This is a genomic window from Kitasatospora sp. NPDC001261 (assembly GCF_042896795.1).
GTDB lineage: Bacteria > Actinomycetota > Actinomycetes > Streptomycetales > Streptomycetaceae > Kitasatospora.
This window is the reverse complement of sequence record NZ_JBIAXP010000006.1, coordinates 60,270-85,220: the sequence shown is the minus strand read 5'-3', so window position 1 is coordinate 85,220 and position 24,951 is coordinate 60,270. Positions and strand designations below refer to the sequence as shown.

Here is a 24,951-nt window from a genome sequence, read left to right as displayed (position 1 = left end):
GTGCACCGGACGCGCTGGCGTAGGATGGACCGTCGGCTCACTCGTAGCGTGCTTCAGCGCGCCCTCTTCCCCCCGGGGAAGGGGTGAACCCAGGTTCGCACGAGCGTTCCGCATACGGTAGCCGGTCCCGGAAGGTGGATCTCGCAGTTCATGGCTAAGAAGCAAGGCGCCATTGAGATCGAGGGCACCGTGATCGAGTCTCTGCCGAACGCGATGTTCAAGGTCGAGCTGCAGAACGGTCACAAGGTCCTCGCGCACATCAGTGGCAAGATGCGCATGCACTACATCCGCATCCTGCCGGACGACCGGGTCGTCGTGGAGCTCAGCCCCTACGACCTCACGCGCGGGCGGATCGTCTACCGCTACAAGTAAGAACGTCAGATCTAGACCCGGAGAACCTGAAACATGAAGGTCAAGCCGAGCGTCAAGAAGATCTGCGACAAGTGCAAGGTGATCCGCCGCCACGGCCGGGTCATGGTGATCTGCGACAACCTGCGCCACAAGCAGCGCCAGGGCTGATCACTCTTCAGCATTTCTCGTAGTACTTCGCGCGACGCGAAAACGTCATAAGCGGGCTACCCGATCCGTCCGTTCCCCGGACGGACTGCCACCCCCGGTCAGAGGCCGGGGCTCCCTCACCGTGAGGTGTCGGAGTAGGTAGCACGCAAGACCTCTGAAGAACCACAGGAGCCTTGAATGGCACGCCTCGCCGGCGTTGATCTCCCCCGTGAGAAGCGGATCGAGATCGCCCTTACGTACGTGTACGGCATCGGCCGTACCCGCGCCCAGCAGACCCTGGCCGAGACCGGTGTCAACCCGGATGTCCGCGTTCGCGACATCTCCGAGGACGACCTCGTCAAGCTGGGCCAGTACATCGACGCCAACTACACGGTCGAGGGTGACCTCCGCCGTGAGGTGGCCGCCGACATCCGCCGCAAGGTCGAGATCGGCTGCTACGAGGGTCTGCGTCACCGCCGCGGCCTGCCGGTCCGCGGCCAGCGCACCCACACCAACGCGCGTACCCGCAAGGGCCCGCGTCGCGCGATCGCCGGTAAGAAGAAGCCGGGCAAGAAGTAGTCCGTCCCGTAACCGGACATCCCTCCGGCCCGCGGGTCAGCGGACCGACCACCTCAGTAGGAGAACAGACTTATGCCCCCCAAGGGTCGTCAGGCTGCCGGCGCGAAGAAGATCCGCCGCAAGGAAAAGAAGAACGTCGCTCACGGCCACGCGCACATCAAGAGCACGTTCAACAACACCATCGTTTCGATCACCGACCCCGCGGGCAACGTGATCTCCTGGGCCTCCGCCGGTCACGTCGGCTTCAAGGGCTCGCGCAAGTCGACCCCGTTCGCCGCGCAGATGGCCGCCGAGGCCGCTGCCCGTCGCGCGCAGGAGCACGGCATGCGCAAGGTCGACGTCTTCGTGAAGGGTCCGGGCTCCGGCCGCGAGACCGCGATCCGTTCGCTCCAGGCCACCGGCCTGGAGGTCGGCTCGATCCAGGACGTCACCCCCACCCCGCACAACGGCTGCCGTCCGCCGAAGCGCCGCCGCGTCTGACGCAGCGCCTTCGGGCACACGGGTGATGTTTTAACCTCGTACGGGCTCCCACGCAGTGATTGGTCGCTGCCTACGGGAGCCCGTACGCTTGGTCCTGTCGGCATCAAATAGTGGGTGCCGAAGACAACTGGAGGATTCCCCCCATGCTTATCGCTCAGCGCCCCTCGCTGACCGAAGAGGTCGTCGACGAGTTCCGCTCGCGGTTCGTGATCGAGCCGCTGGAGCCGGGCTTCGGCTACACCCTCGGCAACTCCCTGCGCCGCACGCTCCTGTCGTCGATCCCGGGTGCCGCTGTCACCAGCATCCGCATCGACGGCGTCCTGCACGAGTTCACCACCGTGCCGGGCGTCAAGGAGGACGTGACCGACCTCATCCTCAACATCAAGCAGCTGGTCGTCTCCTCGGAGCACGACGAGCCGGTCGTGATGTACCTGCGCAAGCAGGGCCCGGGTGTCGTCACCGCCGCCGACATCGCCCCGCCGGCGGGTGTCGAGGTGCACAACCCGGAGCTGGTCCTCGCCACGCTGAACGGCAAGGGCAAGCTGGAGATGGAGCTGACCGTCGAGCGCGGTCGCGGCTACGTCTCCGCCGTCCAGAACAAGGCCTCCGGCCAGGAGATCGGCCGCATCCCGGTCGACTCGATCTACAGCCCCGTGCTGAAGGTCACCTACAAGGTCGAGGCCACCCGTGTCGAGCAGCGGACCGACTTCGACAAGCTGATCGTCGACGTCGAGACCAAGCCCGCCATGCGTCCGCGCGACGCCATGGCCTCGGCCGGCAAGACCCTGGTGGAGCTGTTCGGCCTCGCCCGCGAGCTGAACATCGACGCCGAGGGCATCGACATGGGCCCGTCCCCGACGGACGCCGCCCTGGCCGCCGACCTGGCGCTGCCGATCGAGGAGCTGGAGCTCACGGTCCGCTCCTACAACTGCCTCAAGCGCGAGGGCATCCACACCGTGGGTGAGCTCGTCGCCCGCTCCGAGGCCGACCTGCTCGACATCCGCAACTTTGGTGCGAAGTCGATCGACGAGGTCAAGGCGAAGCTGGCCGGCATGGGCCTGGCCCTCAAGGACAGCCCGCCCGGGTTCGACCCGACCGCTGCCGCCGACGCCTTCGGCGCCGACGACCTCGACGACTCGCACTTCGCCGAGACCGAGCAGTACTGAGAGAATTGGCCGCGGGGGCGGTTCCACGAACCGCCCCCGTCGTCGTGAAAGTCGTACGGGCAACAGTGCCCGTACGCCCGCTGCGGTACCTGATACGGCCGTAGTCGGAGATCCAAGGAGTAATCCATGCCGCGTCCCACCAAGGGTGCCCGCCTCGGCGGCGGCCCGCACCACGAGCCGCTGCTGCTCGCCGGTCTGTGCCGGGAGCTGTTCCAGTACGGCCGCATCACCACGACCGAGGCCAAGGCCCGTCGGATGCGCCCGCTGGCGGAGAAGCTGATCACCAAGGCGAAGAAGGGCGACATCCACAACCGTCGCCTGGTGCGCAAGACCATCACCGACGTGTCGGTGCTGCACACCCTCTTCACCGAGATCGCGCCGCGCTACGAGAACCGCCCGGGTGGTTACACCCGTATCACCAAGATCGGTCCCCGTCGTGGCGACAACGCCCCGATGGCCGTGATCGAGCTGGTCGAGGCGCTGACCGTCGCGCAGACCGCCGTCGGCGAGGCCGAGGCCGCCACCAAGCGTGCCGTCAAGGAGGCCGACGCCAAGGTCGAGGAGACCAAGGCCGACGCCGCCGAGGCCGAGCAGGCCTGACACCTCTAGGTGTGTTGCGGGCCCGCTTCCCCAGTGATGGGGGAGCGGGCCCGTTCCTTGTTCTTCGAGGTCCCGGGAGAAGAGAAGCAGTGGTCAACGAGTGCGTCGAGCAGCCGCCGGTGAAGGACGGCCCGGCCGACGGGTACGTCCGGGTTCGGCTCGACCTCGCCTACCAGGGTGCCGAGTTCTCCGGCTGGGCCCGCCAGAAGGGCGGCCGCCGGACGGTCCAGGAGGAGATCGAGAGCGCGCTGCAGGTCGTCACCCGCAGCCCGGAGCTGTTCCCGCTGACCGTGGCCGGCCGCACCGACGCCGGAGTGCACGCCCGCGGCCAGGTCGCCCACGTCGACCTGCCGGCCGAGCTGTGGGCGGAGCACCGGGAGAAGCTGCTGCGCCGGCTGGCCGGCCGGCTGCCCGGGGACGTCCGGATCTACCGGGTCGGCGAGGCGCCGGCCGGGTTCGACGCCCGCTTCTCGGCCGTCTGGCGCCGGTACGCGTACCGGGTCTCCGACCACCCCGGCGGGGTGGACCCGCTGCTGCGCGGCCACGTGCTCTGGCACGACCGGCCGCTGGACGTGGAGAAGATGAACGCCGCCGCGAAGCTGCTGCTCGGCGAGCACGACTTCGCCGCGTACTGCAAGAAGCGCGAGGGCGCCACCACCATCCGCACCCTGCTGGAGCTGCACTGGGACCGCGTCCCGGTGGACCCGTACGCCGCCCAGGAGGGCTCGCTCGCGGTCGCCACCGTGCGGGCCGACGCCTTCTGCCACAACATGGTCCGGGCGCTGGTCGGTGCGATGCTGCTGGTCGGCGACGGGCACCGGCCGGTGGAGTTCCCCGGCGAGGTGCTGGCCGGCGGGGTGCGCAACTCCGCCGTCAACGTGATCCGGCCGTACGGGCTCACGCTGGAGGAGGTCGGCTACCCGCCGGACGACCAGCTGGCCGAGCGCAACCGGGCGGCCCGGCGGATGCGGACCCTGCCCGGTCAGCCGGCCATCGGTTAATCCGTTTTGGCCCGGCGCGTCCGCTTGGGAGAATCGTTCCCATGGGACACGTCGAGATTTCGCACCTGGAGTACTACCTGCCGGACGGGCGCGTGTTGTTCGACGACGCGTCCTTCCGGGTCGGAGAGGGCGCCGCGGTCGCCCTGGTCGGTGCCAACGGCGCCGGCAAGACCACCCTGCTCCGGATGATCGCGGGGGACATCCAGCCGCACGGCGGCACGGTGACGATCAGCGGCGGGCTCGGCGTGATGCGCCAGTTCGTCGGCACCACCGGCCGCGAGGACCAGCAGTCCACCCCGGGCGCGCTGCCGGCCGACGCCTCGGTGCGCGACCTGCTGGTCTCCGTCGCCCCCGAGCGGATCGCCAAGGCCGCCCGCGCGGTGGACGCCGCCGAGCTGGCGATGATCGCCCAGGACGACGAGAAGACGCAGATGGCCTACGCCCAGGCGCTCTCCGACTGGGCCGACGTCGGCGGCTACGACTACGAGACCGACTGGGACGTCTGCACCATGGCGGCCCTCGGGGTGTCCTTCGACAAGGCCCAGTGGCGCGGCCTGAACACCCTCTCCGGCGGCGAGCAGAAGCGGCTGGTGCTGGAGGCGCTGCTGCGCGGCCCCGAAGAGGTGCTGCTGCTCGACGAGCCCGACAACTACCTGGACGTCCCGGCGAAGCGCTGGCTGGAGGAGGCCCTCAAGGCCACCTCGAAGACCGTCCTGTTCATCTCGCACGACCGCGAGCTGCTCTCCAAGACCGCCGACAAGATCATCTCCGTGGAGTCCGGCGCGGCGGGCAGCAGCGTCTGGGTGCACGGCGGCGGTTTCGACTCCTTCCACGAGGCCCGCAAGGACCGCTTCGCGCGGTTCGAGGAGCTCGGCCGGCGCTGGGACGAGGAGCACGCCAAGCTCAAGAAGCTGGTCGTCACCCTGCGCCAGGCCGCCGCCGTCAGCCACGCCCTGGCCACCCGCTACGCCGCCGCCCAGACCCGGCTGAAGAAGTTCGAGGAGGCCGGGCGGCCGGAGGAGCCCCCGCGCGAGCAGAGCATCACCATGCGGCTCAAGGGCGGGCGCACCGGTGTGCGCTCCTTCACCCTGGAGCAGCTGGAGCTCACCGGCCTGATGCGGCCCTTCGACCTGGAGGTCTTCTACGGCGAGCGGGTCGCGGTGCTGGGCGCCAACGGCGCCGGCAAGTCGCACCTGCTGCGGCTGCTCGCGGGGGACGAGACCGTCGAGCACGCCGGCGCCTGGAAGCTCGGCGCCCGGGTCGTGCCCGGCCACTTCCGGCAGACCCACGCCCACCCGGAGCTGTTCGGCCGCACCGTGCGGTCGATCGTCGAGGAGGAGCACGCGCTCAGCCGCGGCGCCGCGATGGGGGCGCTGCGCCGGTACGAGCTGGACCGCCAGGAGGAGCAGAAGTTCGAGTCGCTGTCCGGCGGGCAGCAGGCCCGGCTGATGATCCTCAAGCTCGAACTCTCCGGTGTCACGGCCCTGTTGCTGGACGAGCCGACCGACAACCTGGACCTGGAGAGCGCCGAGGCGCTGCAGGCCGGCCTGGAGGCCTTCGACGGCACCGTGCTGTGCGTCACCCACGACCGCTGGTTCGCCAAGACCTTCGACCGTTTCCTGGTGTTCGGCGCGGACGGCCGGGTGTTCGAGTCGCCGGAACCGGTCTGGGACGTGACCCGCGTGGAGCGCGAACGCTGAGTGACGGCCGGGCCTCCGGCCGGAAGGAGCCGACCCATTTTTGACCCCTTCGGATCCGGCCGGTAACCTGGACGCTTGATGTGCGTATTGGCTCGCTCTATCTCACGTGAGAGGTCGGTACGCCGGAGACATCAGGTCGTCGACCAGCGGTCACCCTTGAATTGCGTCCAAGGTTGGCCAGGCTGCTCTGCCGTCCGGGTGCTCCTGTCAGGACTCACTCACTGAAAAGCGAAGGCTACGACCGTGCGTACGTACAGCCCCAAGCCCGGCGACGTCCAGCGTCAGTGGCACGTCATCGACGCGACCGACGTCGTGCTCGGCCGCCTGGCCTCCCAGGCCGCCAACCTCCTCCGGGGCAAGCACAAGGCGATCTACGCGCCGCACGTTGACACTGGTGACTTCGTCATCATCATCAACGCCGACAAGGTGCACCTGTCCGGTAACAAGAAGACCCAGAAGCTGGCCTACCGCCACTCGGGCTTCCCGGGCGGTCTGCGCTCGGTGCGCTACGACGACCTGCTGGCGAACAACCCGGAGAAGGCCGTCGAGAAGGCCATCAAGGGCATGATCCCCAAGAACAGCCTGGGCCGCCAGATGCTCTCGAAGCTGAAGGTCTACTCGGGCGACCAGCACCCCCACGCTGCCCAGCAGCCGGTGCCGTTCGAGATCACCCAGGTCGCGCAGTAATTCGGCCACCAAGCCCCCCAACACTGAAAAGAGCTGAGGAACACCGTGGCCGAGACCACTGAAACCCTTGAGGTCGACTTCGACGAGGCCGTTGAGGCCGTCGAGGGCGAGTACACCTCCGAGGAGAGCTACACCTCCGAGTCGCTGGCCGGCCGCTTCGGCGAGGCCGTCCCCGGCGCCGGCCTGGGCCGTCGCAAGGAGGCGATCGCCCGCGTGCGCATCGTCCCCGGCACCGGCCAGTGGAAGATCAACGGTCGCACCCTCGAGGGTTACTTCCCCAACAAGGTGCACCAGCAGACCGTGAACGAGCCCTTCAAGCTCCTCGAGCTGGACGGCCGTTACGACGTCGTCGCCCGCATCAGCGGTGGCGGCGTCTCCGGCCAGGCCTACGCGCTGCGCCTCGGCGTCGCCCGTGCCCTGAACGAGGCCGACGTGGACAACAACCGCGGCGCGCTGAAGAAGGCCGGCTTCCTGACCCGTGACGCCCGCGCCGTCGAGCGCAAGAAGGCCGGTCTGAAGAAGGCCCGCAAGGCGCCGCAGTACAGCAAGCGCTAATCGCCTCCCCCGGGGGTGCGGTCCGCCCTGGCGGCGCACCCCCTGGTTGCGCGAAAAACCGTCGCCCCGGAGTACCTCGCGTACTCCGGGGCGACGTGTTCCCCGGCTACTGCGCGGCGGCCGGGATCATCGGTTTGGGTTCCGAGCAGTGGTGATGGAGGACGGGACAGTGGGACGACTCTTCGGTACGGACGGCGTGCGCGGGGTGGCCAACGAGGGCCTGACGGCGGAGCTGGCGCTCGGCCTGTCGGTCGCCGCGGCCCATGTGCTCGGCGAGGCCGGCGCCTTCGACGGCCACCGGCCGGTCGCGGTGGTCGGCCGTGACCCGCGCGCCTCGGGCGAGTTCCTGGAGGCCGCCGTCATCGCCGGTCTGGCGAGCGCCGGCGTCGACGTCCTGCGGGTCGGCGTCCTGCCCACCCCGGCCGTGGCGTACCTCACCGGCGCGCTCGGCGCCGACTTCGGCGTGATGCTGTCCGCCAGCCACAACGCCATGCCGGACAACGGCATCAAGTTCCTCGCCCGCGGCGGCCACAAGCTGGACGACCGCATCGAGGACGCGATCGAGACCCACTACCGCAAGCACACCCTCGGCGACGAGGACTGGAACCGTCCGACCGGCGCGGCCGTCGGCCGGGTGCGCGAGTACACCGAGGGCTTCGACAAGTACGTCGCCCACCTGATCGGCGTGCTGCCCAACCGCCTGGACGGCATCAAGGTCGTCATCGACGGCGCCCACGGCGCGGCCGCCTACGTCGCCCCCGAGGCCTTCGCCCGGGCCGGCGCCGAGGTGGTCCACACCCTGGGGGCCGAGCCCACCGGCCTCAACATCAACGACGGCGTCGGCTCCACCCACCTGGACCGGCTGCGCGTCGCCATGAAGGAGCACCGGGCCGACCTCGGCATCGCCCTGGACGGGGACGCCGACCGCTGCCTGGCCGCCGACGCCGAGGGCAACGAGGTGGACGGCGACCAGATCATCGCCATCCTCGCGATCGCCATGAAGGAGGCCGGCACCCTGCGCGGCAACACCGCTGTGGCCACCGTGATGTCCAACCTCGGCTTCAAGCTGGCGATGGAGCGCGAGGGCGTCGAGCTGGTGGAGACCGCCGTCGGCGACCGCTACGTGCTGGAGGCGATGAAGGAGCACGGCTTCGCGCTGGGCGGCGAGCAGTCCGGCCACGTGATCCTGCTGGACCACGCCACCACCGGTGACGGCACCCTGACCGGCCTGATGCTGGGCGCCCGGCTGGCCGCCACCAAGCAGCCGCTGGCCGACCTGGCCGCCGTGATGACCCGGCTGCCGCAGGTGCTGATCAACGTCAAGGGCGTCGACAAGTCCCGGGTGAGGACCAGCACCGAGCTGGCCGCCGCGGTCGCCGAGGCCGAGGCCGAGCTGGGCTCCACCGGCCGGGTGCTGCTGCGCCCGTCGGGCACCGAGCCGCTGGTCCGGGTGATGGTCGAGGCCGCCGACCCGGCACAGGCCGAGACGGTCGGGCAGCGCCTGGCCGAGGCCGTGCGCACCCACCTGGGCTGAGCCCCGGAGACACGGTGAAGGGCCCCCGCGCGCCGCGGGGGCCCTTCGTGTCGTGCGCTCCTCCGGAGGTGCCTCCCCGGGCGCGCCCCTCGGGGGGCGCTCGTCGGGGCGCGCTCTTCGGGACGCGCTCGTCGGGGGGCGCTCTTCGGGGTGGGCTCAGAGCTTGCGCAGCAGGGCCCGGCGGACCTTGTGGTCCTGGCCCTTCTGGAGGATCAGGGTGGCCCGGCCGCGGGTCGGCAGCACGTTCTCCAGCAGGTTGGGCTTGTTGATGGTGCGCCAGACCTGCCGGCCGTACTCCATCGCCTCCTCCTCCGGCACCTCGGTGAAGCGGCGGAAGTAGGAGTTCGGGTCCTGGAAGGCGGTCTGCCGCAGCTTGCGGAAGCGGTCCAGGTACCAGTGCTCGATGTCGTCGGTCCGGGCGTCGACGTAGATCGAGAAGTCGAAGTAGTCGGCCACCGCGAGGCGGGTGCGGCCGTCGCTGCCGGGCAGGGCCGGCTGGAGCACGTTCAGGCCCTCGACGATCAGGATGTCCGGGCGCTCCACGGTCAGCCGCTCGCCCTGCACGATGTCGTACACCAGGTGCGAGTAGACCGGCGCGCTGACCCGCTCCTTGCCCGCCTTCACGTCCGCGACGAAGCGCATCAGCGCCCGGCGGTCGTACGACTCCGGGAAGCCCTTGCGGGCCATCAGGCCGCGGCGGCGCAGCTCGGCGTTGGGGAGCAGGAAGCCGTCGGTGGTGACCAGTTCGACCCGGGGGTGCTCGGGCCAGCGGGCCAGCAGCGCCTGCAGCAGACGGGCGGTGGTGGACTTGCCGACCGCGACGGAGCCGGCCACGCCGATGATGAACGGGGTGCGGGTGCGCTCGGTGTCCGGGGTGTCCAGGAACGTGCCCAGCGTCCCGCGCAGCTCGTGCGTGGCGTGGATGTACAGGTTCAGCAGGCGCGACAGCGGCAGGTAGACGTCGCGGACCTCGTCCAGGTCGAGGGCGGTCCCGAGGCCGCGCAGCCGTTCCACCTCCTCGGCGGTCAGCGGCAGCGGCGTACGCTCGCGCAGCGCGCTCCACTCGGCCCGGCTGAGGTCCACGTAGGGGGACGGGGACGGGCCGGGCGTGGCGGCGCCCGGCGTACAGAGTTCGGTCAGCACATGCTCCATTGTGAGCCGTCGCGGCGTTCACGGTGGCTGTGGTGTCGGTCACGCAGTGTTCCCGCGCGGCGGGAAAACGGCCACAGAACCGCCCTTATGCTGGCACGCATGTGCGGAATTGTTGGATACGTGGGCGCTCAGACCGCCCTCGACGTAGTAATCGCAGGCTTGCAGCGACTGGAGTACCGGGGCTACGACTCGGCCGGTGTCGCGGTGCAGGTCCAGGACTCCGAAGGGCAGTGGAGCCTGGCCACCGACAAGCGGGCGGGCAAGCTCGCCAACCTGGAGAAGTCGCTCGCCGAGACCCCTCTGCCCGGCGGCACCACCGGCATCGGCCACACCCGCTGGGCCACCCACGGCGGCCCGACGGACGCCAACGCCCACCCCCACCTGGACGACCGCGAGCGGGTCGCGGTGGTGCACAACGGCATCATCGAGAACTTCGCCCAGCTGCGCGCCGAGATCGCCGAGCGCGGCCACACCCTCCGGTCCGAGACCGACACCGAGGTCGTCGCCCACCTGCTGGGCGAGGCCTACACGGGCGACCTCGCCGAGGCCATGCGGGCGGTCTGCCGTCAGCTGGAGGGCGCCTTCACCCTGGTCGCCGTGCACGCGGACGCGCCGGACGTGGTCGTCGGCGCCCGCCGCAACTCGCCGCTGGTGGTCGGCCGCGGCGAGGGCGAGAACTTCCTCGCCTCGGACGTCGCCGCCTTCATCGCCCACACCCGTGAGGCGATCGAGCTGGGCCAGGACCAGGTGGTCGAGCTGCGCCGGGAGGGCGTGACCGTCACCAACTTCGACGGCACCCCGGCCGACGTGCGCGAGTACCACGTCGACTGGGACGCCTCCGCCGCCGAGAAGGGCGGCTACGACTACTTCATGCTCAAGGAGATCGCCGAGCAGCCGAAGGCGGTCGCCGACACCCTGCTCGGCCGGATCGGCACCGACGGCCGGCTGACCCTCGACGAGCTGCGGATCTCCGACGCCGACCTGCGCTCGGTCGACAAGGTCGTCATCGTGGCCTGCGGCACGGCCTTCCACGCCGGCATGATCGCCAAGTACGCGATCGAGCACTGGACCCGCATCCCCTGCGAGGTCGAGGTCGCCTCCGAGTTCCGCTACCGCGACCCGATCATGGGCCCGGGCACGCTGGTCATCGCCATCTCGCAGTCCGGCGAGACCATGGACACCCTGATGGCCCTGCGGCACGCCCGCGAGCAGGGCGCCAAGGTGCTGGCGATCTGCAACACCAACGGCTCCACCATCCCGCGCGAGTCGGACGCGGTGCTGTACACCCACGCCGGTCCGGAGGTCGCGGTCGCCTCCACCAAGGCGTTCCTGACCCAGCTGGTCGCCTGCTACCTGGTCGCCCTGTACCTGGGCCAGGTGCGCGGCACCAAGTGGGGCGACGAGATCTTCGCCGTCATCAAGGAGCTCGGCGACGCGCCGAAGCAGGTCGAGCAGGTCCTGGAGACCATGGAGCCGGTGCGCGAGCTGGCCCGCTCGCTGGCCGACGCCCGCTCGGTGCTGTTCCTCGGCCGCCACGTCGGCTTCCCGGTGGCCCTGGAGGGCGCGCTCAAGCTCAAGGAGCTGGCGTACATGCACGCCGAGGGCTTCGCGGCGGGCGAGCTCAAGCACGGCCCGATCGCGCTGATCGAGGAGGGGCTGCCGGTCGTGGTGGTCGTGCCCTCGCCGCGCGGGCGGTCGATCCTGCACGACAAGATCGTCTCCAACATCCAGGAGATCCGGGCCCGCGGCGCCCGCACGATCGTGATCGCCGAGGAGGGCGACGAGGCCGTCGTCCCGTACGCGGACCACCTGATCCGCATCCCGGCCACCCCGACCCTGCTCCAGCCGCTGGTCTCCACCGTCCCGCTGCAGGTCTTCGCCTGCGAGCTGGCCACGGCCAAGGGCCACGAGGTCGACCAGCCGCGCAACCTGGCGAAGTCGGTCACCGTCGAGTAGCCGCTCGGCCGTACGGCGCCCCTGCGGTGGCTGCGTCCTACCGCAGGGGCGCCGTGTCGAGTGCGAACGAGAAGGGGGCGGGCAGGTCGATCGCCTTGCCGAACTCGACCTTGGTCTGGGTGATGTAGTCCTCGCCGTCGGGTTCAGTGAACAGGGTGATCATGCCTTCGCCGCGGTCGATCAGCAGGTAGCAGGGGATCCCCGCAGCGGCGTAGCCCCTGCGCTTGGGCTCGCGGTCCTTGTGCGGGTTGATCGACGTGATCTCGAAGACCAGCAAGACCCCTTCTGCAGAAGCCCACGAGTCGGCGTGCTCGAAATGGCCGACCGGGCTCAGAGTGCCGTCGGGGATGAACCGTCCTTTGGGCGTGATCAGTCCCTTGTTCCCGGACAGGTCGAACTCGGCCTCGGCCTTGCGCATGAACTGCCTGTTCAGCAGGGAGAATGCGGTCTCGTGTTCGCCGTCCGGCGGTGGTGTCACGACGATCTCCCCTTCGATGAACTCGGCCTTGCTTCCCAGCGGGGTGTCCAGCCCCAGAAACGCCTGGAGGAGGCTCTCCTCGCCCAGCGGGTGCTCGACTGCCGGCATGGCGACCATGGCCCTTCTCCCTCCTGCTGGTCTGTACCGAGCGACAAAGTAGGCGTACGGACCGGAGCCGGTGGGGGATCGAAGTGGGTGTCACTCGAAAGTGTGCCGCAGGCCCGGCTCCCGTGGGGCGGTGACGCGGGCTAGCGTCGGCGGTAGCCGACCGCTGAAGGAGTTCTCCCCATGCGTCATGCACACCCTGTGGAAACCGTCCGGGCCGCCGAGGCCGAGCTGATGGCGCGGCTGCCGGAGGGCACGCTGATGCAGCGGGCGGCCGTGGGGCTGGCCGCGACCTGTGCGCGGCTGCTGACCGGGCGTCGGGGGCGGGTGTACGGCAGTCGGGTGACGGTGCTCGCGGGCAGCGGGGACAACGGGGGTGACGCCCTGTACGCGGGGGCCGCGCTGGCCCGGCGCGGGGCGCGGGTGACGGCGGTGCTGCTGGTGCCGGAGAAGGCGCACCCGGGCGGGCTGGCCGCGCTGCGGGCCGCCCGTGGGCGGGTGACGGTGGAGCAGGAAGTCGGCCTGGCCGACTTCTCGCGCGCGGACCTGGTGCTGGACGGCATCGTCGGCATCGGCGGCCGGGGCGGGCTGCGCCCCGCGGCGGAGCCGTACGCGCGGGCGGCGCGACGCGGGGCGGTGGTCGCGGTGGACCTGCCGAGCGGGGTGGACGCCGACACCGGAGAGGTGCCGGGGGTGGCGCTGCGCGCGGACGTCACGGTCTGCTTCGGCACGTACAAGCCCGGTCTGCTGATCGACCCGGGAGCCTCGTACGCGGGCGCCGTGCAGCTGGTCGGCATCGGGCTGGAGCCGCCCGCCGCGGAGGTGACGGCGCTCCAGCACGCGGACGTGGCGGCGCTGCTGCCGGTGCCGGGCGCGGAGAGCGACAAGTACCGGCGCGGCGTGGTCGGGGTGGCGGCCGGCTCGGCGACCTACCCGGGGGCGGCGCTGCTCGCGGTGGCCGGGGCGCTGCACGGGGGCGCGGGCGCCGTCCGGTACGTGGGCACGGCGGCGGAGGAGGTGGTGCGGCGCTTCCCGGAGGTGCTGGTCACCGAGGGCGGTCCGGCCGGGGCCGGGCGGGTGCAGGCCTGGGTGGTCGGGCCGGGCGGCGGCGAGGGGGCGCGGCAGGCGCTGGCCGAGGCGCTGGCGAGCGACGTCCCGGTGCTGGTGGACGCGGACGGGCTGACCGAGTTGGGCCGGCTCGGCCCGGACGCGCTGGCCGGCCGCACCGCGCCCACCCTGCTCACCCCGCACACCGGCGAGGCCGCCCGGCTGCTCGCGGGTGCCGGGGGCGGCACGCCGCCGGCCGCCGACGACCTGGCCGCGGCCCGGCTGGCCACCGCCCGCCGGCTGGCGGCCGACTACCGCGCGACGGTGCTGCTGAAGGGCTCCACCACGGTGGTCGCCGACCCGGGCGGGGCCGTCCGGGTGAACCCGACCGGCACCTCCTGGCTGGCCACGGCCGGCAGCGGCGACGTGCTGGCCGGGCTGGCCGGCTCCCTGCTGGCGGCAGGCCTCGCGCCGCTGGACGCCGCGTCGGCGGCCGCCTACCTGCACGGCCTGGCCGGCCGCGAGGCGGCGGGCGAGCCGGGCGCCCCGACGACGGCGCTCGCGGTGGCCGGCGCGCTGCCGGCGGTGTGGCGGGCGGTCCGGACGCCCTGACCGGGAGGGCAGGGAAGGCGCCCGGAGGGCCGGGAACCGGAACCGGACGGTCCGTCGAACGCGTCCGTGCAAGGGACGGACGAGCGGTTCGCCGCAGGTCGGCGCGGTGCGCGCGGCCCGGTCGTCGGCCGCCGCGCCGACGGGCCGTTCGGCGAGGACTCCGGGACGTCTGGGAGACTGACCCTGATGACAACTGCGAACACGATCGGCACAGCCACCCTCACCGACGGCGTACGGGCCGAGGCGACCATCGATCTCGCCGCCCTGCGCGGCAACCTCGCCGCGTTGCGCGAGCGCGTCGGCAGCACGGCGGTGATGCTCGCGGTCAAGGCGAACGCCTACGGCCACGGCGCGGTCGAGTGCGCCCGGGAGGCGGTCGCGAACGGGGTCGGCTGGCTCGGCTGCGCGACGCCGGACGAGGCGCTGGCCCTGCGGGCCGCGGGCATCCGCCCCGAGCAGGCCCGCATCCTGTGCTGGCTGTGGACGCCGGGCGGGCCGTGGCGAGAGGCGCTGCGCGCGGGCCTGGACATCTCGGTCAGCGGCCAGTGGGCGCTGGACGAGCTGCTGCCCGCCGTGCGCGAGACCGGCATCCCGGCCCGGGTGCACCTGAAGGCCGACACCGGCCTCGGCCGCAACGGCTGCCAGCCGCACGACTGGCCGCGGCTGGTGGCGGCCGCCCGCCGGGCCGAGGCGGAGGGGCTGCTGACGGTCGTCGGCGTCTGGTCGCACTTCGCCGCGGCGGACGAGCCCGGCCACCCGTCGATCCAGGCCCAGCTGGACTCCTACCGCGTCGCGCTGGCCACGGCCGAGGCCGCCGGGCTGCGCCCCGAGGTCCGGCACCTGGCGAACTCCCCGGCCACCCTGCTGCTGCCGGAGTCGCACTTCGACCTGGTCCGCACCGGCCTGGCCGCGTACGGGCTGTCGCCGGTGCCCGAGGTGGGCTCGCCGGCGGACTTCGGGCTGCGCCCGGTGATGGCGCTGACCGCGCGGCTGGCGCTGGTCAAGCACGTCCCCGGCGGGCACGGGGTCAGCTACGGCCACCACTACACGACGCCGGGCGAGACGACGCTGGGCCTGGTCCCGGTCGGCTACGGCGACGGCATCCCCCGGCACGCCAGCGGCACCGGCCCGGTGCAGATCGACGGCAAGTGGCGCACGGTGGCCGGCCGGGTCGCGATGGACCAGTTCGTGGTGGACCTCGGCGGCGACGCCCCGGCGATCGGCGACGAGGTGCTGCTGTTCGGCAACGGCGAGCGCGGCGAGCCCACCGCCGAGGACTGGGCCCGCGCCTGCGGCACCGTCTCGTACGAGATCATCACCCGGATCGGTGCCCGGGTGCCCCGCCGCTACCTGGGCGGCAGCCACGCCGAGGTCCGGTCGGCATGACCGGGGGGCCGGCCGAGGGCAGTCCGGTCGCGGCGGTCGCCAGGGCGGCCGGTGCCGCCTCCGGGGTGAGCCGGGCCGGTGTGATCGGGATCTCGGTCGGCGTGCTGGCGGCCGGGGCGGCCGCGGGCGTCGCGATCGAGCGGCTGACCGTCGGCCGGGCGATGCGCCGCCGGGCCCGGGCCGAGCTGGACGCGAACGCCCCGTACGGTTCGCTGCGCGGGCGCCCGAGGACGGTGGCCGCGCCGGACGGCACCGAGCTGTACGTCGAGCTGGACGGCACCGGCTGGAGCGGGCCGGACGGCGGGACCGGTGCCGAGCCGCTGACCGTGGTGTTCTGCCACGGCTACTGCCTCAACCAGGACAGCTGGCACTTCCAGCGGGCCGCGCTGCGCGAGGGCCTGCGGCTGGTCTTCTGGGACCAGCGCAGCCACGGCCGCTCCGAGCGCTCCCGCTCGTACCTGGCGGGCGAGCCGGCCGGCATCGACCAGCTGGGCGGCGACCTCAAGGCGGTGGTCGACGCCGTCGCGCCGACCGGGCCGCTGGTGCTGGTGGGCCACTCGATGGGCGGCATGACGGTGATGGCGCTGGCCGACCAGCACCCGGAGCTGTTCCGCGAGCGCGTCGCCGGGGTGGCGCTGATCGGCACCCTCGCCGGGGACTGGAACGAGGTCAGCCTCGGCCTGCCGAAGGCCGGCGCGAAGCTGTTCAAGAAGGTCGCGCCCGGGGTGGTGAAGCTGCTGGGCCGCCAGGTCGACCTGGTCGAGGCGACCAGGCGGCTGGGCTCGGACGTGGCCGCCGTGTTCTACCGGAGGTTCTCCTTCGGCGGCCGGGACGTCGACCCCGGCGTGGTGCGCTTCGCCGAGCAGCTGCTGGACGCCACCCCGATCGACGTGGTCGCCGAGTTCTACCCGGTGTTCGGCGCGCACGAGAAGTACGGGGCGCTGGACGCCCTGCGCGGCCTGCCCGCGCTGGTGCTGGCCGGGACGAAGGACCTGCTGACGCCCTCGACGCACAGCGAGGCGATGGCCGAGCGGCTGCCCGGCGCGGAGCTGGTGCTGGCCGAGGGCGCCGGGCACCTGGTGATGCTGGAGTGCCCGGAGCTGGTCGACCACGAGCTGGCCCGGCTGCTGCGCCGGGCCGTCGGCTTCGCCGGGGCCGCGCCGCTGCCCGCGGCCGTCCTCGACCTGGCCGGGGAGCGGACCGCGGAAACCGTCGTCGACCCCGCCTGAGGCCCGGGTGCCCGTCCGAAGGGCCCACCCGCCGCGCGGGTGCCCGCCGATGTGGCACGGTAGCGGTGGCGGCCGGTGGTCGGCGCGCCGTACGGACCGAAGGGCAAGACACGCGCATGGGCTCGCACGCCACTCTCACCGTCCCCACCCCGGAGCGGATGGGCCGGCTCGGCCGGGAGCTGGCCGCGCTGCTGCGGCCGGGTGACCTGGTGCTGCTCTCCGGCGAGCTGGGGGCGGGGAAGACCACGCTGACCCGGGGCCTGGGGGAGGGGCTGCAGGTCCGCGGGGCGGTGACCTCGCCGACCTTCGTGATCGCCCGGGTGCACCCCTCGCTGGTCGGCGGCCCGGCGCTGGTGCACGTGGACGCGTACCGGCTGGGCGGGGACCTGGACGAGATGGAGGACCTCGACCTGGACGTCTCGCTGCCCGAGTCGGTGGTCGTGGTCGAGTGGGGCGAGGGCAAGGTCGAGCGGCTGTCCGAGGACCGGCTGGAGGTCCGGATCGAGCGCGCCATCGGCGGCACCGAGGGCGGGGACGACCAGGACCCGCGCCGGGTGGTGCTGACCGGCATCGGCCCGCGCTGGGCGGACGCGGCGCTGGCGGAGCTCGGATAGCCGGGAGGGCGCCGACGACCCGCCGACGGGGCTCCGACGACTCGCCGACATCTTGCCGACAGACTGTCGGCAAGATGTTGCGGCCGGGGTGCCGGGCGTGGTGGGATGGGTGCTGCGGTTAGGTCTGCCTAACTAGGGAGGCGCCATGTCGAGCACCACCCCCGCCCCGCAGCGCGCGGTCACCGCCGCCGGGGCCGGAGAGTCCGCCCGTCGCGTTCCGGGAGAGCCGATGCGGGCGCTGCTGGCCGCCTGCGCGGCCGCCGAGGCGGTGTCCACACCGCCCGGACCGCGCCCCCGTCAGGACGGACCGCGGCCCGGACACGACGAACGGCCCGAGGCGCGGACGCCCCGGGCCGCCTGAGGCCGCTCCTCCCGAACCCGGATTCGAACCCGAACCCGAATCCGGGCCGCCCGGTCCCGTCCGGGCTCAGGCGATCACGACCACCTTGGTGTCCTTCGGCGCGAAGTCCCAGAGCAGCTGTCCCTCGGCGCGGCCGCTGCGGATGCCGCCGGTCTTGGCGCTCGGATCGGTGGTCGGCGTCGCGCCGTCCACCGCCGCGCTGAAGCCGAACACCACGCCGTTCTGCTGCGCGAAGCGCACCACGTGCTCGATCTGCTTGCCGTCCGTCCCGGTGGTGGTCGGGGTGCGGCTGTACACCGCGTAGCTGCCCGGGGCCGGCTCGACCGAGCCCGGGGTGACCGGGAAGGCGGCCGCGACCTGAGGGCTCTTCTTCGGGTCGACCAGCCAGACGTAGTGGCTGCCGACCGAGTACACCACCCGGGTGCCGGTGCCCGAGGTGGCCGGCAGCGGGGGGACGGTCGGGGTGGCCGCGGCGGTGGGCGCCGCGGCGGTGGCCGTGCCGGTCGCCGTGGTGGTGGCGGTGGGCTTGGGGCCGCCGGCCCGGTCCTGGGCGCCGTTGGCCTGGAAGGCCAGCAGGCTCACCACCGCCAGGGCCCCCAGGGTCAACCCCGTGACCACCACTCCAGGACCCATCTTCGCCACGTTGCCGCTCCCGCCGCCGTCCCTTTACGTACGGCCCCATCGTGCCAGGTTCATCCGCGCGGGTCGCAGTGCCTCGGATCTGTGTTCCCGCCTGGTACACCCTGCCGATCGGCCGGTCGGCCCAACGTCGGTCTAACCTTGACCCGTGCTGCTGCTCGCGTTCGACACCGCTACCCCCGCCGTCACCGCCGCCGTCCACGACGGCACGGCCGTCCTCGCCGAGACCCACCAGGTCGACGCCAGGCGCCACGGCGAACTGCTGCTGCCCGCGATCGACCAGGTGCTGCGGGCCGCCGGGGTGGACAAGCACCGGCTGACCGGCATCGCGGTCGGCGTCGGCCCCGGCCCGTACACCGGCCTGCGGGTCGGCCTGGTGACCGCCGCCGCGCTCGGCCACGCCCTCGGGCTGCCGGTGCACGGCGTCTGCACGCTGGACGCGATCGCCTTCCAGGCCCGCGCCGAGGGCCTGGCCGGGCAGCCGTTCACGGCCGCCACCGACGCGCGCCGCAAGGAGGTCTACTGGGCCTCGTACGACGCCGAGGGCCGCCGCACCGAGGGCCCCGCCGTGGACCGCCCGGCCGAGCTGACCCCGCAGCCGCGCTCCGTCGGCGCCGGCGCGCTGCTCTACCCCGACGCCTTCCCGGGCGGGCACGGCCCCGAGCACGTCTCGGCCGGCGCCCTGGCCGGCTTCGCCGCCGCCGAGCTGGCCGCCGGGCGCGAGCTGCTGCCCAACCACCCGCTGTACCTGCGCCGCCCGGACGCCCAGGTCCCCGCGGCCTACAAGAACGTTCTGGGAGGCAAGGCGGTGCTCCCGGCGTGAACCACGGCACCACCCTGCGCCCGATGCGCTGGTGGGACATCGCGCCGGTGCTGGAGCTGGAGCTGCGGCTCTTCCCCGAGGACGCCTGGTCCGCCGGGATGTTCTGGTCCGAACTGGCCGAGTCCCACCCCGGCGGCACCCGCCACTACACCGTCGCGGCCGCCCCGGACGGCAGGATCGTCGGCTACGCCGGACTGATGGCGATCGCCGGCGAGGGCGACGTCCAGACCATCGCCGTCGACGAGCGCCACCAGGGCGCCGGCCTCGGCACGGCGCTGCTCACCGACCTGATCCGGGAGGCCGCCCGGCGCGAGTGCGCCGAGCTGCTGCTGGAGGTGCGGGTGGACAACCCGCGCGCCCAGCGGCTGTACGAGCGCCACGGCTTCGAACCGGTGGGCATCCGGCGCGGCTACTACCAGCCCGCCAACGTCGACGCGCTGGTGATGCGCCTCGACCACCCGAGCACTGACAGCACTGACCCGAAGGACATTGAGGACACCCGCCATGGCTGACGAACCGCTCGTCCTCGGTATCGAGACCTCCTGCGACGAGACCGGCGTCGGCATCGTGCGCGGCACCACGCTGCTGGCCGACGCGGTCGCCTCCAGCGTCAACGACCACGCCCGCTTCGGCGGCGTCGTCCCGGAGATCGCCAGCCGCGCGCACCTGGAGGCGATGGTCCCGACCATCCAGCGCGCCCTGGACACCGCCGGGATCAAGGCGAGCGACCTGGACGGCATCGCCGTCACCGCAGGCCCCGGCCTGGCCGGCGCGCTGCTGGTCGGCGTCAGCGCCGCGAAGGCGTACGCCTGGGCGCTGGACAAGCCGCTGTACGGGGTCAACCACCTCGCCTCGCACATCTGCGTCGACCAGCTGGAGCACGGCCGGCTGCCCTCGCCGACGATGGCCCTGCTGGTCTCCGGCGGGCACTCCTCGCTGCTGCTCAGCGAGGACATCACCAGCGACGTCCGCCCGCTCGGCGCGACCATCGACGACGCGGCCGGCGAGGCCTTCGACAAGGTCGCCCGGGTGCTCGGCCTCGGCTTCCCCGGCGGCCCGATCGTCGACCGCACGGCCCGCGAGGGCGACCCGAAGGCGATCGCCTTCCCGCGCGGGCTGAGCGGCCGCAACGACCCGGCGTACGACTTCTCCTTCTCCGGCCTGAAGACCGCCGTCGCCCGCTGGGTGGAGGCCAAGCGCCGGGCCGGCGAGGAGGTGCCGGTCGCCGACGTGGCGGCGTCCTTCCAGGAGGCGGTCACCGACGTGCTCACCCGCAAGGCCGTCAAGGCGTGCAAGGACAACGGCGTCGACCACCTGATGATCGGCGGCGGCGTGGCGGCCAACTCGCGGCTGCGCGAGATGGCCCAGCAGCGCTGCGACCGGGCCGGCATCCGGCTGCGGGTGCCCCGGCCGGGCCTGTGCACCGACAACGGCGCGATGGTCGCGGCGCTGGGCGCCGAGATGGTGTGGCGCGACCGCACGCCGTCCGCCCTCGACCTGTCGGCGGACTCCTCGCTGCCGGTGACCGAGACCCACGTGCCCCACACGGACTTCCACGGCCAGGCCTACGACGCCCTCGGCGGCGGCGCGGCATGACCGTCGCCGCGATGTGGGAGGCCCGGGCGGCGACCGGCCGGGGCGACGAACTCGCCGCCTGGGTACGGGAGTCGGTGCTGCCCGCGGTCCGCGGCTCGGCCGGTCTGGAGCGCCTCGAACTGCTCTCCGCCCCGGGCGAGCGGGTGCTGCTGATCACCTGGTGGAACGGCGAGCCGGTGCCCGTCGCCGACCCGCCCGCCGGGCTGCTCGGCCGTCCGGTGCACCGCTGGTCCTTCACCAGCGAGCACGTCGAGTAGCCCCTGGCCGGGAACCGCCGCGGCGGTCGGTACCGTGCATAGCTGAGAGAAGGCTGGACGGGAACCGGGAGCGCGCAGCGTTGATCAGGCGGAGCAGGACCAGGACGTACGGGGTGGGGGCGCTGGCCCTGCTGGCCTTCGCCACCGCGTGCGGGGACAACGGGGGCGGTGGCGGTGCCGCCCCCGCCGCCACGACGGCGGCGGCCACGCCCCGGCCCACCGGCGCGGCGCCGACCAGCGCCTCCGCGCCCCCTTCGGCGGGCGCCCCGGCGGGCGCGGACGCGGCGGCCTGGGCCAAGTGGAACCTCACCCCGCTCGCCCCCGCCCCGGCGCCGCCCGCCGACAAGCCGATCAAGCTCGAACGGACCGGCCCCGTACCGGTGTTCAGCGATGTGAAGACCAGCGACAAGGTCGTCTTCATCACCATCGACGACGGCGCGGAGAAGGACCCGAAGTTCGTCGAGATGCTCACCGACCTCAAGGTGCCGATCTCGATGTTCCTGACGAAGGACATCGTCAAGAACGACTACGGCTACTTCAAGCCACTCCAGGCGCTGGGCAACCACATCCAGAACCACACCGTGGACCACCCGGTGATGAGCAAGCTGTCGGCCGACAAGCAGAAGGCCGAGATCTGCGACGACCAGGCCGCGCTCACCCAGCAGTACGGCACCGCCCCGTTGCTGTTCCGCCCGCCGTTCGGCGACGGGGCCAACACCCCGATGCTCAACACCTCGGTGCAGCAGTGCGGCCCGCGCGCGATCGTGCTCTGGCGCGAGTCGATGCAGATCCACGACATGCAGTACCAGGCCGCGGACAAGAAGCTGAAGCCCGGCGACATCGTCCTGGCGCACTTCCGCGGCCCCAAGGAGCTCAAGGGCGCCACGATGACCCAGATGTTCGGCGACCTGCTGGCCCGGATCCAGGAGCAGGGCTTCTCGGTGGCCCGGCTGGAGGACTACATCCAGGCGCCCGCCTCGTAGCCCCGTCCCGGTCCCGGGCCCGGCGCCGTGGGCCGGGCCGCCGCGCCGGGGGTCAGACCGGCTGCCCCAGCATCATCAGCGGCCCGTTGTCGGTGCGGCTGAGGATCACCGTGACGGTGTTCGGCCCGGAGGGCTTGAGCTGGCGGCGCAGCTCCTCCGGGGTGATCGCCATCCCGCGCTTCTTGATCACCACCGTGCCGACCGCCCGCTCGCGCAGCAGCGCCTTCAGCTTCTTGATGTTGAACGGCAGCACGTCGGTGAGCTCGAAGGCGTGCGCGTACGGCGTCGCGACCAGCTCGTCCGAGGTCAGGTAGGCGATCTTCGGGTCGATCAGCCGGCCGCCCACCTGCCCGGCCACCTCGGCCACCAGGTGGGCCCGGATCACCGCGCCGTCCGGCTCGTACAGGTAGCGCCCGACCGGGCCGGCCGGCGGGTCGGGCAGGTCGCCGCCGGTCAGGCTGGCGCCGTGCGGCAGCAGGGTGGCGCGGTGCGGGCTGGTGGCCTTGGTGCCGAACCAGAGCACCGCCTCCTTGACGTCGCCGTGGTCCGAGACCCACTCGGCCTCGGCGTCCTCCGGCACGGCCTCGTGCGGGATGCCCGGCGCGACCTTCAGCGCGCCGATCGGGGTCCGCCGGCCGGCCTCGATCGCCCAGGAGAGCGGCGGGGCGTACGCCTCCGGGTCGAACACCCGGCCGCGCGCGGTGCGCCGGGCCGGGTCGGTGAACACCGCGTCGTAGCCGGTGACGTCCACCTCGGCGACGTCCGCGCAGCGCACCTCGACCAGGTCGGCCAGGCCCAGCGCGGCCGCGTTGGCCGCGGTGGCGGCGCAGGCCGCCGGGTCCTTGTCGACGGCCAGCACCTCGATGCCGGCCCGGGCCAGCGCCAGCACGTCCCCGCCGATGCCGCAGCACAGGTCCGCCAGCCGCCGTACGCCCAGGTCGGCGAACCGCCGGGCCCGCCACTCGGCCACGCTGCGCCGGGTGGACTGCTCGACCCCGTTGGGCGTGAAGTACATCAGGTCGGCGTCCGCCCCGAACTTCGCCCGCGCCCGCTGCCGCAGCCGCGCCTGCCCGAACGCGGCCGACACCAGCTCCGCCGGGTGCTCCCGCCGCAGGCGGGTCGCCAGCGCGAGCTCCTCCTCGGGGGTGAACTCGCGCAGCTCGGCGAGCAGGGCCTGGCCCTCGGGGGTCAGCAGCGGCTGGAGGTTCTCGGTGTCCACGGGGCCATTCTCGCGGGTCGGCCGGGTGGCCGGTCGGCCGGAGCGGCCGCGCGGCGTTCACCGGCCGATGACGGGGACGTCGGAGGTCAGCCAGAACACCAGCGGCATCAGCGGCGCGGCCGCCAGCGCGGCGTACGGGGTGATCCGGTACCCGAGCCGCCGGGTGCCGAGGCCGGTCAGTGCCAGCAGGACGAGCATCACCACGACGCCGAAGACGTCCAGGGCCTCCACCCCGGGGCCGTACAGGGCGAGCAGCTTCAGCCAGTTGAGCACGAACGACCCCGACGGACGCCGCCGCGACGGCCCCGGCGACCACCACCGCGGCGAGCACCAGGTCCGGCGCCCAGTGGACCGGCGGCCGCCCGGGCACGCCGTGGGGCCGGCTCACCGGAGCCACCCCGCGCCGGCGAGGGCGGTCAGCAGGGCGGGGCTGACCGCGGCGGCGACCGGGGTGATCCGGTAGCCCCGCCGGTGGGTGTACCGGGCCACCGCCACGACCGGGACGAGCAGCAGCGCGGTCGCGGCGCCCCGGGCCGCCCAGCCGCCGATCGCGGGGTGGGCCTCCAGCGCGAGCGCGGCCAGGAAGGCCGCGATCCAGCCGAACCCCAGCAGCGAGGCGGCCCCCAGGACCGTCAGCAGCGCGAGCAGCAGGTCCGTCGGACGGCCGACCGGGCGCAGCGGGTCGGCGAGCGGCAGCCGGTTCACCGCCACAGCACGCCCGAGGAGAGGACCGCCGGCAGCGCGAACGGGGCGAGCCCGGCGGCGACCGGGAGGAGCCGGTAGCCGGACCGCCGGCTGCGGAAGGCCACCACGAGGCCCGCCGCCAGGGCGACCACCGGGGCGGCCAGCATCCCGATGCCCAGGAAGGCCCACCCGCGCCCGTCCCCGTCGTCCCCGTAGCCGGGGATGGTGCCGAGGCAGGCGACGAGGAGGAAGGCGACGAACGGCAGCACGCCCCCCAGCAGGGGCAGCGACAGCAGGGCGAGGGCGGCGTCCTTGGGCCGGGACGGGCCGATGCGCACCGGGATCGAGGTCATGGCAGGAGTCTGGCGGGGCCGGGCCCGGTCGTACATGAGTACGGCTACTCATTCGCGAACCGGGGACTTCCGGGACTCGCCGTTGGCACTCTGGTTGACTGAGTGCTAACACGGCCCTATGGTCATCCTTGGCACTCACCACTAGGGGAGTGCTAACGCGACGACGTGTGTCTGACCCCCGCGACGGCAGGCCCGCAGGATCGCCCCTACCCGTTAGAAAACCCCGTAATCTCCGAAGGGGAGCTCGGACGTGACCACCAGCAGCAAGGTTGCCATCAAGCCGCTCGAGGACCGCATCGTGGTCCAGCCGCTCGACGCCGAGACCACCACGGCCTCCGGCCTGGTTATCCCGGACACCGCCAAGGAGAAGCCCCAGGAGGGCGTCGTCCTGGCCGTCGGCCCGGGCCGCTTCGAGGACGGTCAGCGTCTGCCGCTCGACCTCGCCGTCGGCGACATCGTCCTGTACTCGAAGTACGGCGGCACCGAGGTGAAGTACAAGGGCGAGGAGTACCTCGTCCTCTCGGCCCGCGACGTTCTCGCGGTCATCGAGAAGTAAGACGTACCGACCCGCCCCGGATCCGTGTCCCAGTGACAGGGGCCCGGGGCGTGGTTGTTGGTTCACGTAGTTCGGCGGCCGGTGGGCCGGCCGCAGCCCCG

30 protein-coding genes are annotated in these 24,951 nt (G+C 72.7%); 23 read left to right on the top strand and 7 right to left on the bottom strand.

Going from position 1 to position 24,951, the window contains the following annotated elements; translation table 11 throughout:
- The first annotated feature begins 150 nt into the window (after nucleotides 1–150).
- The 11 genes from infA (at nucleotide 151) to glmM (ending at nucleotide 8,800) form a co-directional block, all read left to right on the top strand.
- On the top strand, nucleotides 151–372 hold the full coding sequence (gene infA, locus ACFY4B_RS09930; protein ID WP_003956442.1) for a translation initiation factor IF-1: 222 nt from the start codon (nucleotides 151–153) through the stop codon (nucleotides 370–372).
- Nucleotides 373–405: 33 nt separating this feature from the next.
- The gene (gene rpmJ, locus ACFY4B_RS09925) at nucleotides 406–519 is read left to right on the top strand and encodes a 50S ribosomal protein L36 (RefSeq protein WP_003956441.1); all 114 of its coding nucleotides are present in this window, start codon (nucleotides 406–408) and stop codon (nucleotides 517–519) included.
- Nucleotides 520–696: 177 nt separating this feature from the next.
- Nucleotides 697–1,077 carry a 30S ribosomal protein S13 gene (gene rpsM, locus ACFY4B_RS09920; protein ID WP_049649048.1) on the top strand — a complete coding sequence of 127 codons (381 nt, stop codon included), beginning with the start codon at nucleotides 697–699 and terminating at the stop codon, nucleotides 1,075–1,077.
- Nucleotides 1,078–1,149: 72 nt separating this feature from the next.
- Complete coding sequence (rpsK, locus tag ACFY4B_RS09915; RefSeq protein ID WP_030232513.1) at nucleotides 1,150–1,557, top strand: 30S ribosomal protein S11; 408 nt, start codon at nucleotides 1,150–1,152, stop codon at nucleotides 1,555–1,557.
- 143 nt (nucleotides 1,558–1,700) lie between these two features.
- Nucleotides 1,701–2,723 carry a DNA-directed RNA polymerase subunit alpha gene (locus ACFY4B_RS09910; RefSeq protein ID WP_049649049.1) on the top strand — a complete coding sequence of 341 codons (1,023 nt, stop codon included), beginning with the start codon at nucleotides 1,701–1,703 and terminating at the stop codon, nucleotides 2,721–2,723.
- Between the two features lie 126 nt (nucleotides 2,724–2,849).
- On the top strand, nucleotides 2,850–3,323 hold the full coding sequence (gene rplQ, locus ACFY4B_RS09905; RefSeq protein ID WP_049649050.1) for a 50S ribosomal protein L17: 474 nt from the start codon (nucleotides 2,850–2,852) through the stop codon (nucleotides 3,321–3,323).
- 89 nt (nucleotides 3,324–3,412) lie between these two features.
- Complete coding sequence (truA, locus tag ACFY4B_RS09900; RefSeq protein ID WP_074003957.1) at nucleotides 3,413–4,324, top strand: tRNA pseudouridine(38-40) synthase TruA; 912 nt, start codon at nucleotides 3,413–3,415, stop codon at nucleotides 4,322–4,324.
- Nucleotides 4,325–4,365: 41 nt separating this feature from the next.
- Entirely contained in the window at nucleotides 4,366–6,024 is a 1,659-nt protein-coding gene (locus tag ACFY4B_RS09895) for an ABC-F family ATP-binding cassette domain-containing protein (protein WP_387967114.1), read from the top strand.
- A gap of 243 nt (nucleotides 6,025–6,267) precedes the next feature.
- On the top strand, nucleotides 6,268–6,711 hold the full coding sequence (gene rplM, locus ACFY4B_RS09890; protein WP_030055846.1) for a 50S ribosomal protein L13: 444 nt from the start codon (nucleotides 6,268–6,270) through the stop codon (nucleotides 6,709–6,711).
- Between the two features lie 45 nt (nucleotides 6,712–6,756).
- Entirely contained in the window at nucleotides 6,757–7,266 is a 510-nt protein-coding gene (rpsI, locus tag ACFY4B_RS09885; protein ID WP_049649053.1) for a 30S ribosomal protein S9, read from the top strand.
- A gap of 169 nt (nucleotides 7,267–7,435) precedes the next feature.
- Nucleotides 7,436–8,800 (top strand): phosphoglucosamine mutase, encoded by a 1,365-nt coding sequence (gene glmM, locus ACFY4B_RS09880; protein WP_049649054.1) that lies wholly within the window; start codon nucleotides 7,436–7,438, stop codon nucleotides 8,798–8,800.
- 156 nt (nucleotides 8,801–8,956) lie between these two features.
- Here the strand turns inward: glmM and coaA are convergent, their stop codons facing one another.
- A complete protein-coding gene (gene coaA, locus ACFY4B_RS09875) occupies nucleotides 8,957–9,952 on the bottom strand; it encodes a type I pantothenate kinase (protein WP_049649055.1) in 996 nt (331 codons plus the stop codon).
- Between the two features lie 99 nt (nucleotides 9,953–10,051).
- Between coaA and glmS the strand changes: the two genes are divergently transcribed.
- Nucleotides 10,052–11,908, top strand: a complete 1,857-nt coding sequence (glmS, locus tag ACFY4B_RS09870) for a glutamine--fructose-6-phosphate transaminase (isomerizing) (protein WP_074003955.1) — start codon at nucleotides 10,052–10,054, stop codon at nucleotides 11,906–11,908.
- Nucleotides 11,909–11,945: 37 nt separating this feature from the next.
- On the opposite strand, the gene ACFY4B_RS09865 is transcribed toward glmS, so the two are convergent.
- Nucleotides 11,946–12,494 (bottom strand): Uma2 family endonuclease, encoded by a 549-nt coding sequence (locus ACFY4B_RS09865; RefSeq protein WP_049649063.1) that lies wholly within the window; start codon nucleotides 12,492–12,494, stop codon nucleotides 11,946–11,948.
- Nucleotides 12,495–12,674: 180 nt separating this feature from the next.
- Here ACFY4B_RS09865 and ACFY4B_RS09860 point away from each other — a divergent pair, with 180 nt between their 5' ends.
- The 5 genes from ACFY4B_RS09860 to ACFY4B_RS09840 all read left to right on the top strand — a co-directional run bounded on the left by ACFY4B_RS09860 (nucleotide 12,675) and on the right by ACFY4B_RS09840 (nucleotide 17,740).
- Nucleotides 12,675–14,150, top strand: coding sequence for an NAD(P)H-hydrate dehydratase (locus ACFY4B_RS09860; RefSeq protein WP_387967112.1), 1,476 nt, complete (start codon nucleotides 12,675–12,677; stop codon nucleotides 14,148–14,150).
- Nucleotides 14,151–14,336: 186 nt separating this feature from the next.
- Nucleotides 14,337–15,536, top strand: coding sequence for an alanine racemase (gene alr / locus ACFY4B_RS09855; protein WP_049655958.1), 1,200 nt, complete (start codon nucleotides 14,337–14,339; stop codon nucleotides 15,534–15,536).
- On the top strand, nucleotides 15,533–16,765 hold the full coding sequence (locus ACFY4B_RS09850; protein WP_117488211.1) for an alpha/beta fold hydrolase: 1,233 nt from the start codon (nucleotides 15,533–15,535) through the stop codon (nucleotides 16,763–16,765). Before alr ends, ACFY4B_RS09850 begins: the two co-directional genes overlap by 4 nt.
- Nucleotides 16,766–16,881: 116 nt before the next feature.
- Complete coding sequence (gene tsaE / locus ACFY4B_RS09845; RefSeq protein WP_049655956.1) at nucleotides 16,882–17,379, top strand: tRNA (adenosine(37)-N6)-threonylcarbamoyltransferase complex ATPase subunit type 1 TsaE; 498 nt, start codon at nucleotides 16,882–16,884, stop codon at nucleotides 17,377–17,379.
- A 145-nt stretch (nucleotides 17,380–17,524) separates the two neighbouring features.
- Entirely contained in the window at nucleotides 17,525–17,740 is a 216-nt protein-coding gene (locus ACFY4B_RS09840; protein ID WP_049655953.1) for a hypothetical protein, read from the top strand.
- 66 nt (nucleotides 17,741–17,806) lie between these two features.
- Here ACFY4B_RS09840 and ACFY4B_RS09835 read toward each other — a convergent pair whose 3' ends face one another.
- Nucleotides 17,807–18,373, bottom strand: a complete 567-nt coding sequence (locus ACFY4B_RS09835) for a hypothetical protein (RefSeq protein ID WP_049655963.1) — start codon at nucleotides 18,371–18,373, stop codon at nucleotides 17,807–17,809.
- A gap of 154 nt (nucleotides 18,374–18,527) precedes the next feature.
- On the opposite strand from ACFY4B_RS09835, the gene tsaB reads away from it, so the two are divergent.
- The 5 genes from tsaB (at nucleotide 18,528) to ACFY4B_RS09810 (ending at nucleotide 22,038) form a co-directional block, all read left to right on the top strand.
- On the top strand, nucleotides 18,528–19,202 hold the full coding sequence (tsaB, locus tag ACFY4B_RS09830; protein ID WP_380775144.1) for a tRNA (adenosine(37)-N6)-threonylcarbamoyltransferase complex dimerization subunit type 1 TsaB: 675 nt from the start codon (nucleotides 18,528–18,530) through the stop codon (nucleotides 19,200–19,202).
- A 23-nt stretch (nucleotides 19,203–19,225) separates the two neighbouring features.
- Nucleotides 19,226–19,714: a ribosomal protein S18-alanine N-acetyltransferase gene (gene rimI, locus ACFY4B_RS09825; RefSeq protein WP_049655961.1), complete on the top strand. Its 489-nt coding sequence runs from the start codon at nucleotides 19,226–19,228 to the stop codon at nucleotides 19,712–19,714.
- Nucleotides 19,707–20,798, top strand: a complete 1,092-nt coding sequence (gene tsaD / locus ACFY4B_RS09820; protein ID WP_049655951.1) for a tRNA (adenosine(37)-N6)-threonylcarbamoyltransferase complex transferase subunit TsaD — start codon at nucleotides 19,707–19,709, stop codon at nucleotides 20,796–20,798. The genes rimI and tsaD overlap by 8 nt, the downstream gene beginning before the upstream one ends.
- Complete coding sequence (locus ACFY4B_RS09815; protein ID WP_074003950.1) at nucleotides 20,795–21,055, top strand: hypothetical protein; 261 nt, start codon at nucleotides 20,795–20,797, stop codon at nucleotides 21,053–21,055. The genes tsaD and ACFY4B_RS09815 overlap by 4 nt, the downstream gene beginning before the upstream one ends.
- Before the next feature lie 80 nt (nucleotides 21,056–21,135).
- Entirely contained in the window at nucleotides 21,136–22,038 is a 903-nt protein-coding gene (locus tag ACFY4B_RS09810; protein ID WP_107418825.1) for a polysaccharide deacetylase family protein, read from the top strand.
- Nucleotides 22,039–22,090: 52 nt separating this feature from the next.
- On the opposite strand, the gene ACFY4B_RS09805 is transcribed toward ACFY4B_RS09810, so the two are convergent.
- From ACFY4B_RS09805 to ACFY4B_RS09790, 4 genes are all read right to left on the bottom strand, one after another.
- Nucleotides 22,091–23,257 (bottom strand): SAM-dependent methyltransferase, encoded by a 1,167-nt coding sequence (locus ACFY4B_RS09805; protein ID WP_387967109.1) that lies wholly within the window; start codon nucleotides 23,255–23,257, stop codon nucleotides 22,091–22,093.
- 57 nt (nucleotides 23,258–23,314) lie between these two features.
- A complete protein-coding gene (locus tag ACFY4B_RS09800; RefSeq protein WP_387967107.1) occupies nucleotides 23,315–23,530 on the bottom strand; it encodes a hypothetical protein in 216 nt (71 codons plus the stop codon).
- 111 nt (nucleotides 23,531–23,641) lie between these two features.
- On the bottom strand, nucleotides 23,642–23,962 hold the full coding sequence (locus ACFY4B_RS09795; RefSeq protein ID WP_143204611.1) for a hypothetical protein: 321 nt from the start codon (nucleotides 23,960–23,962) through the stop codon (nucleotides 23,642–23,644).
- Nucleotides 23,959–24,294, bottom strand: a complete 336-nt coding sequence (locus ACFY4B_RS09790; RefSeq protein WP_143204610.1) for a hypothetical protein — start codon at nucleotides 24,292–24,294, stop codon at nucleotides 23,959–23,961. Before ACFY4B_RS09790 ends, ACFY4B_RS09795 begins: the two co-directional genes overlap by 4 nt.
- 250 nt (nucleotides 24,295–24,544) lie before the next feature.
- Here ACFY4B_RS09790 and groES point away from each other — a divergent pair, with 250 nt between their 5' ends.
- Complete coding sequence (gene groES / locus ACFY4B_RS09785; protein ID WP_049654366.1) at nucleotides 24,545–24,850, top strand: co-chaperone GroES; 306 nt, start codon at nucleotides 24,545–24,547, stop codon at nucleotides 24,848–24,850.
- The last annotated feature ends 101 nt before the right edge of the window (nucleotides 24,851–24,951 follow it).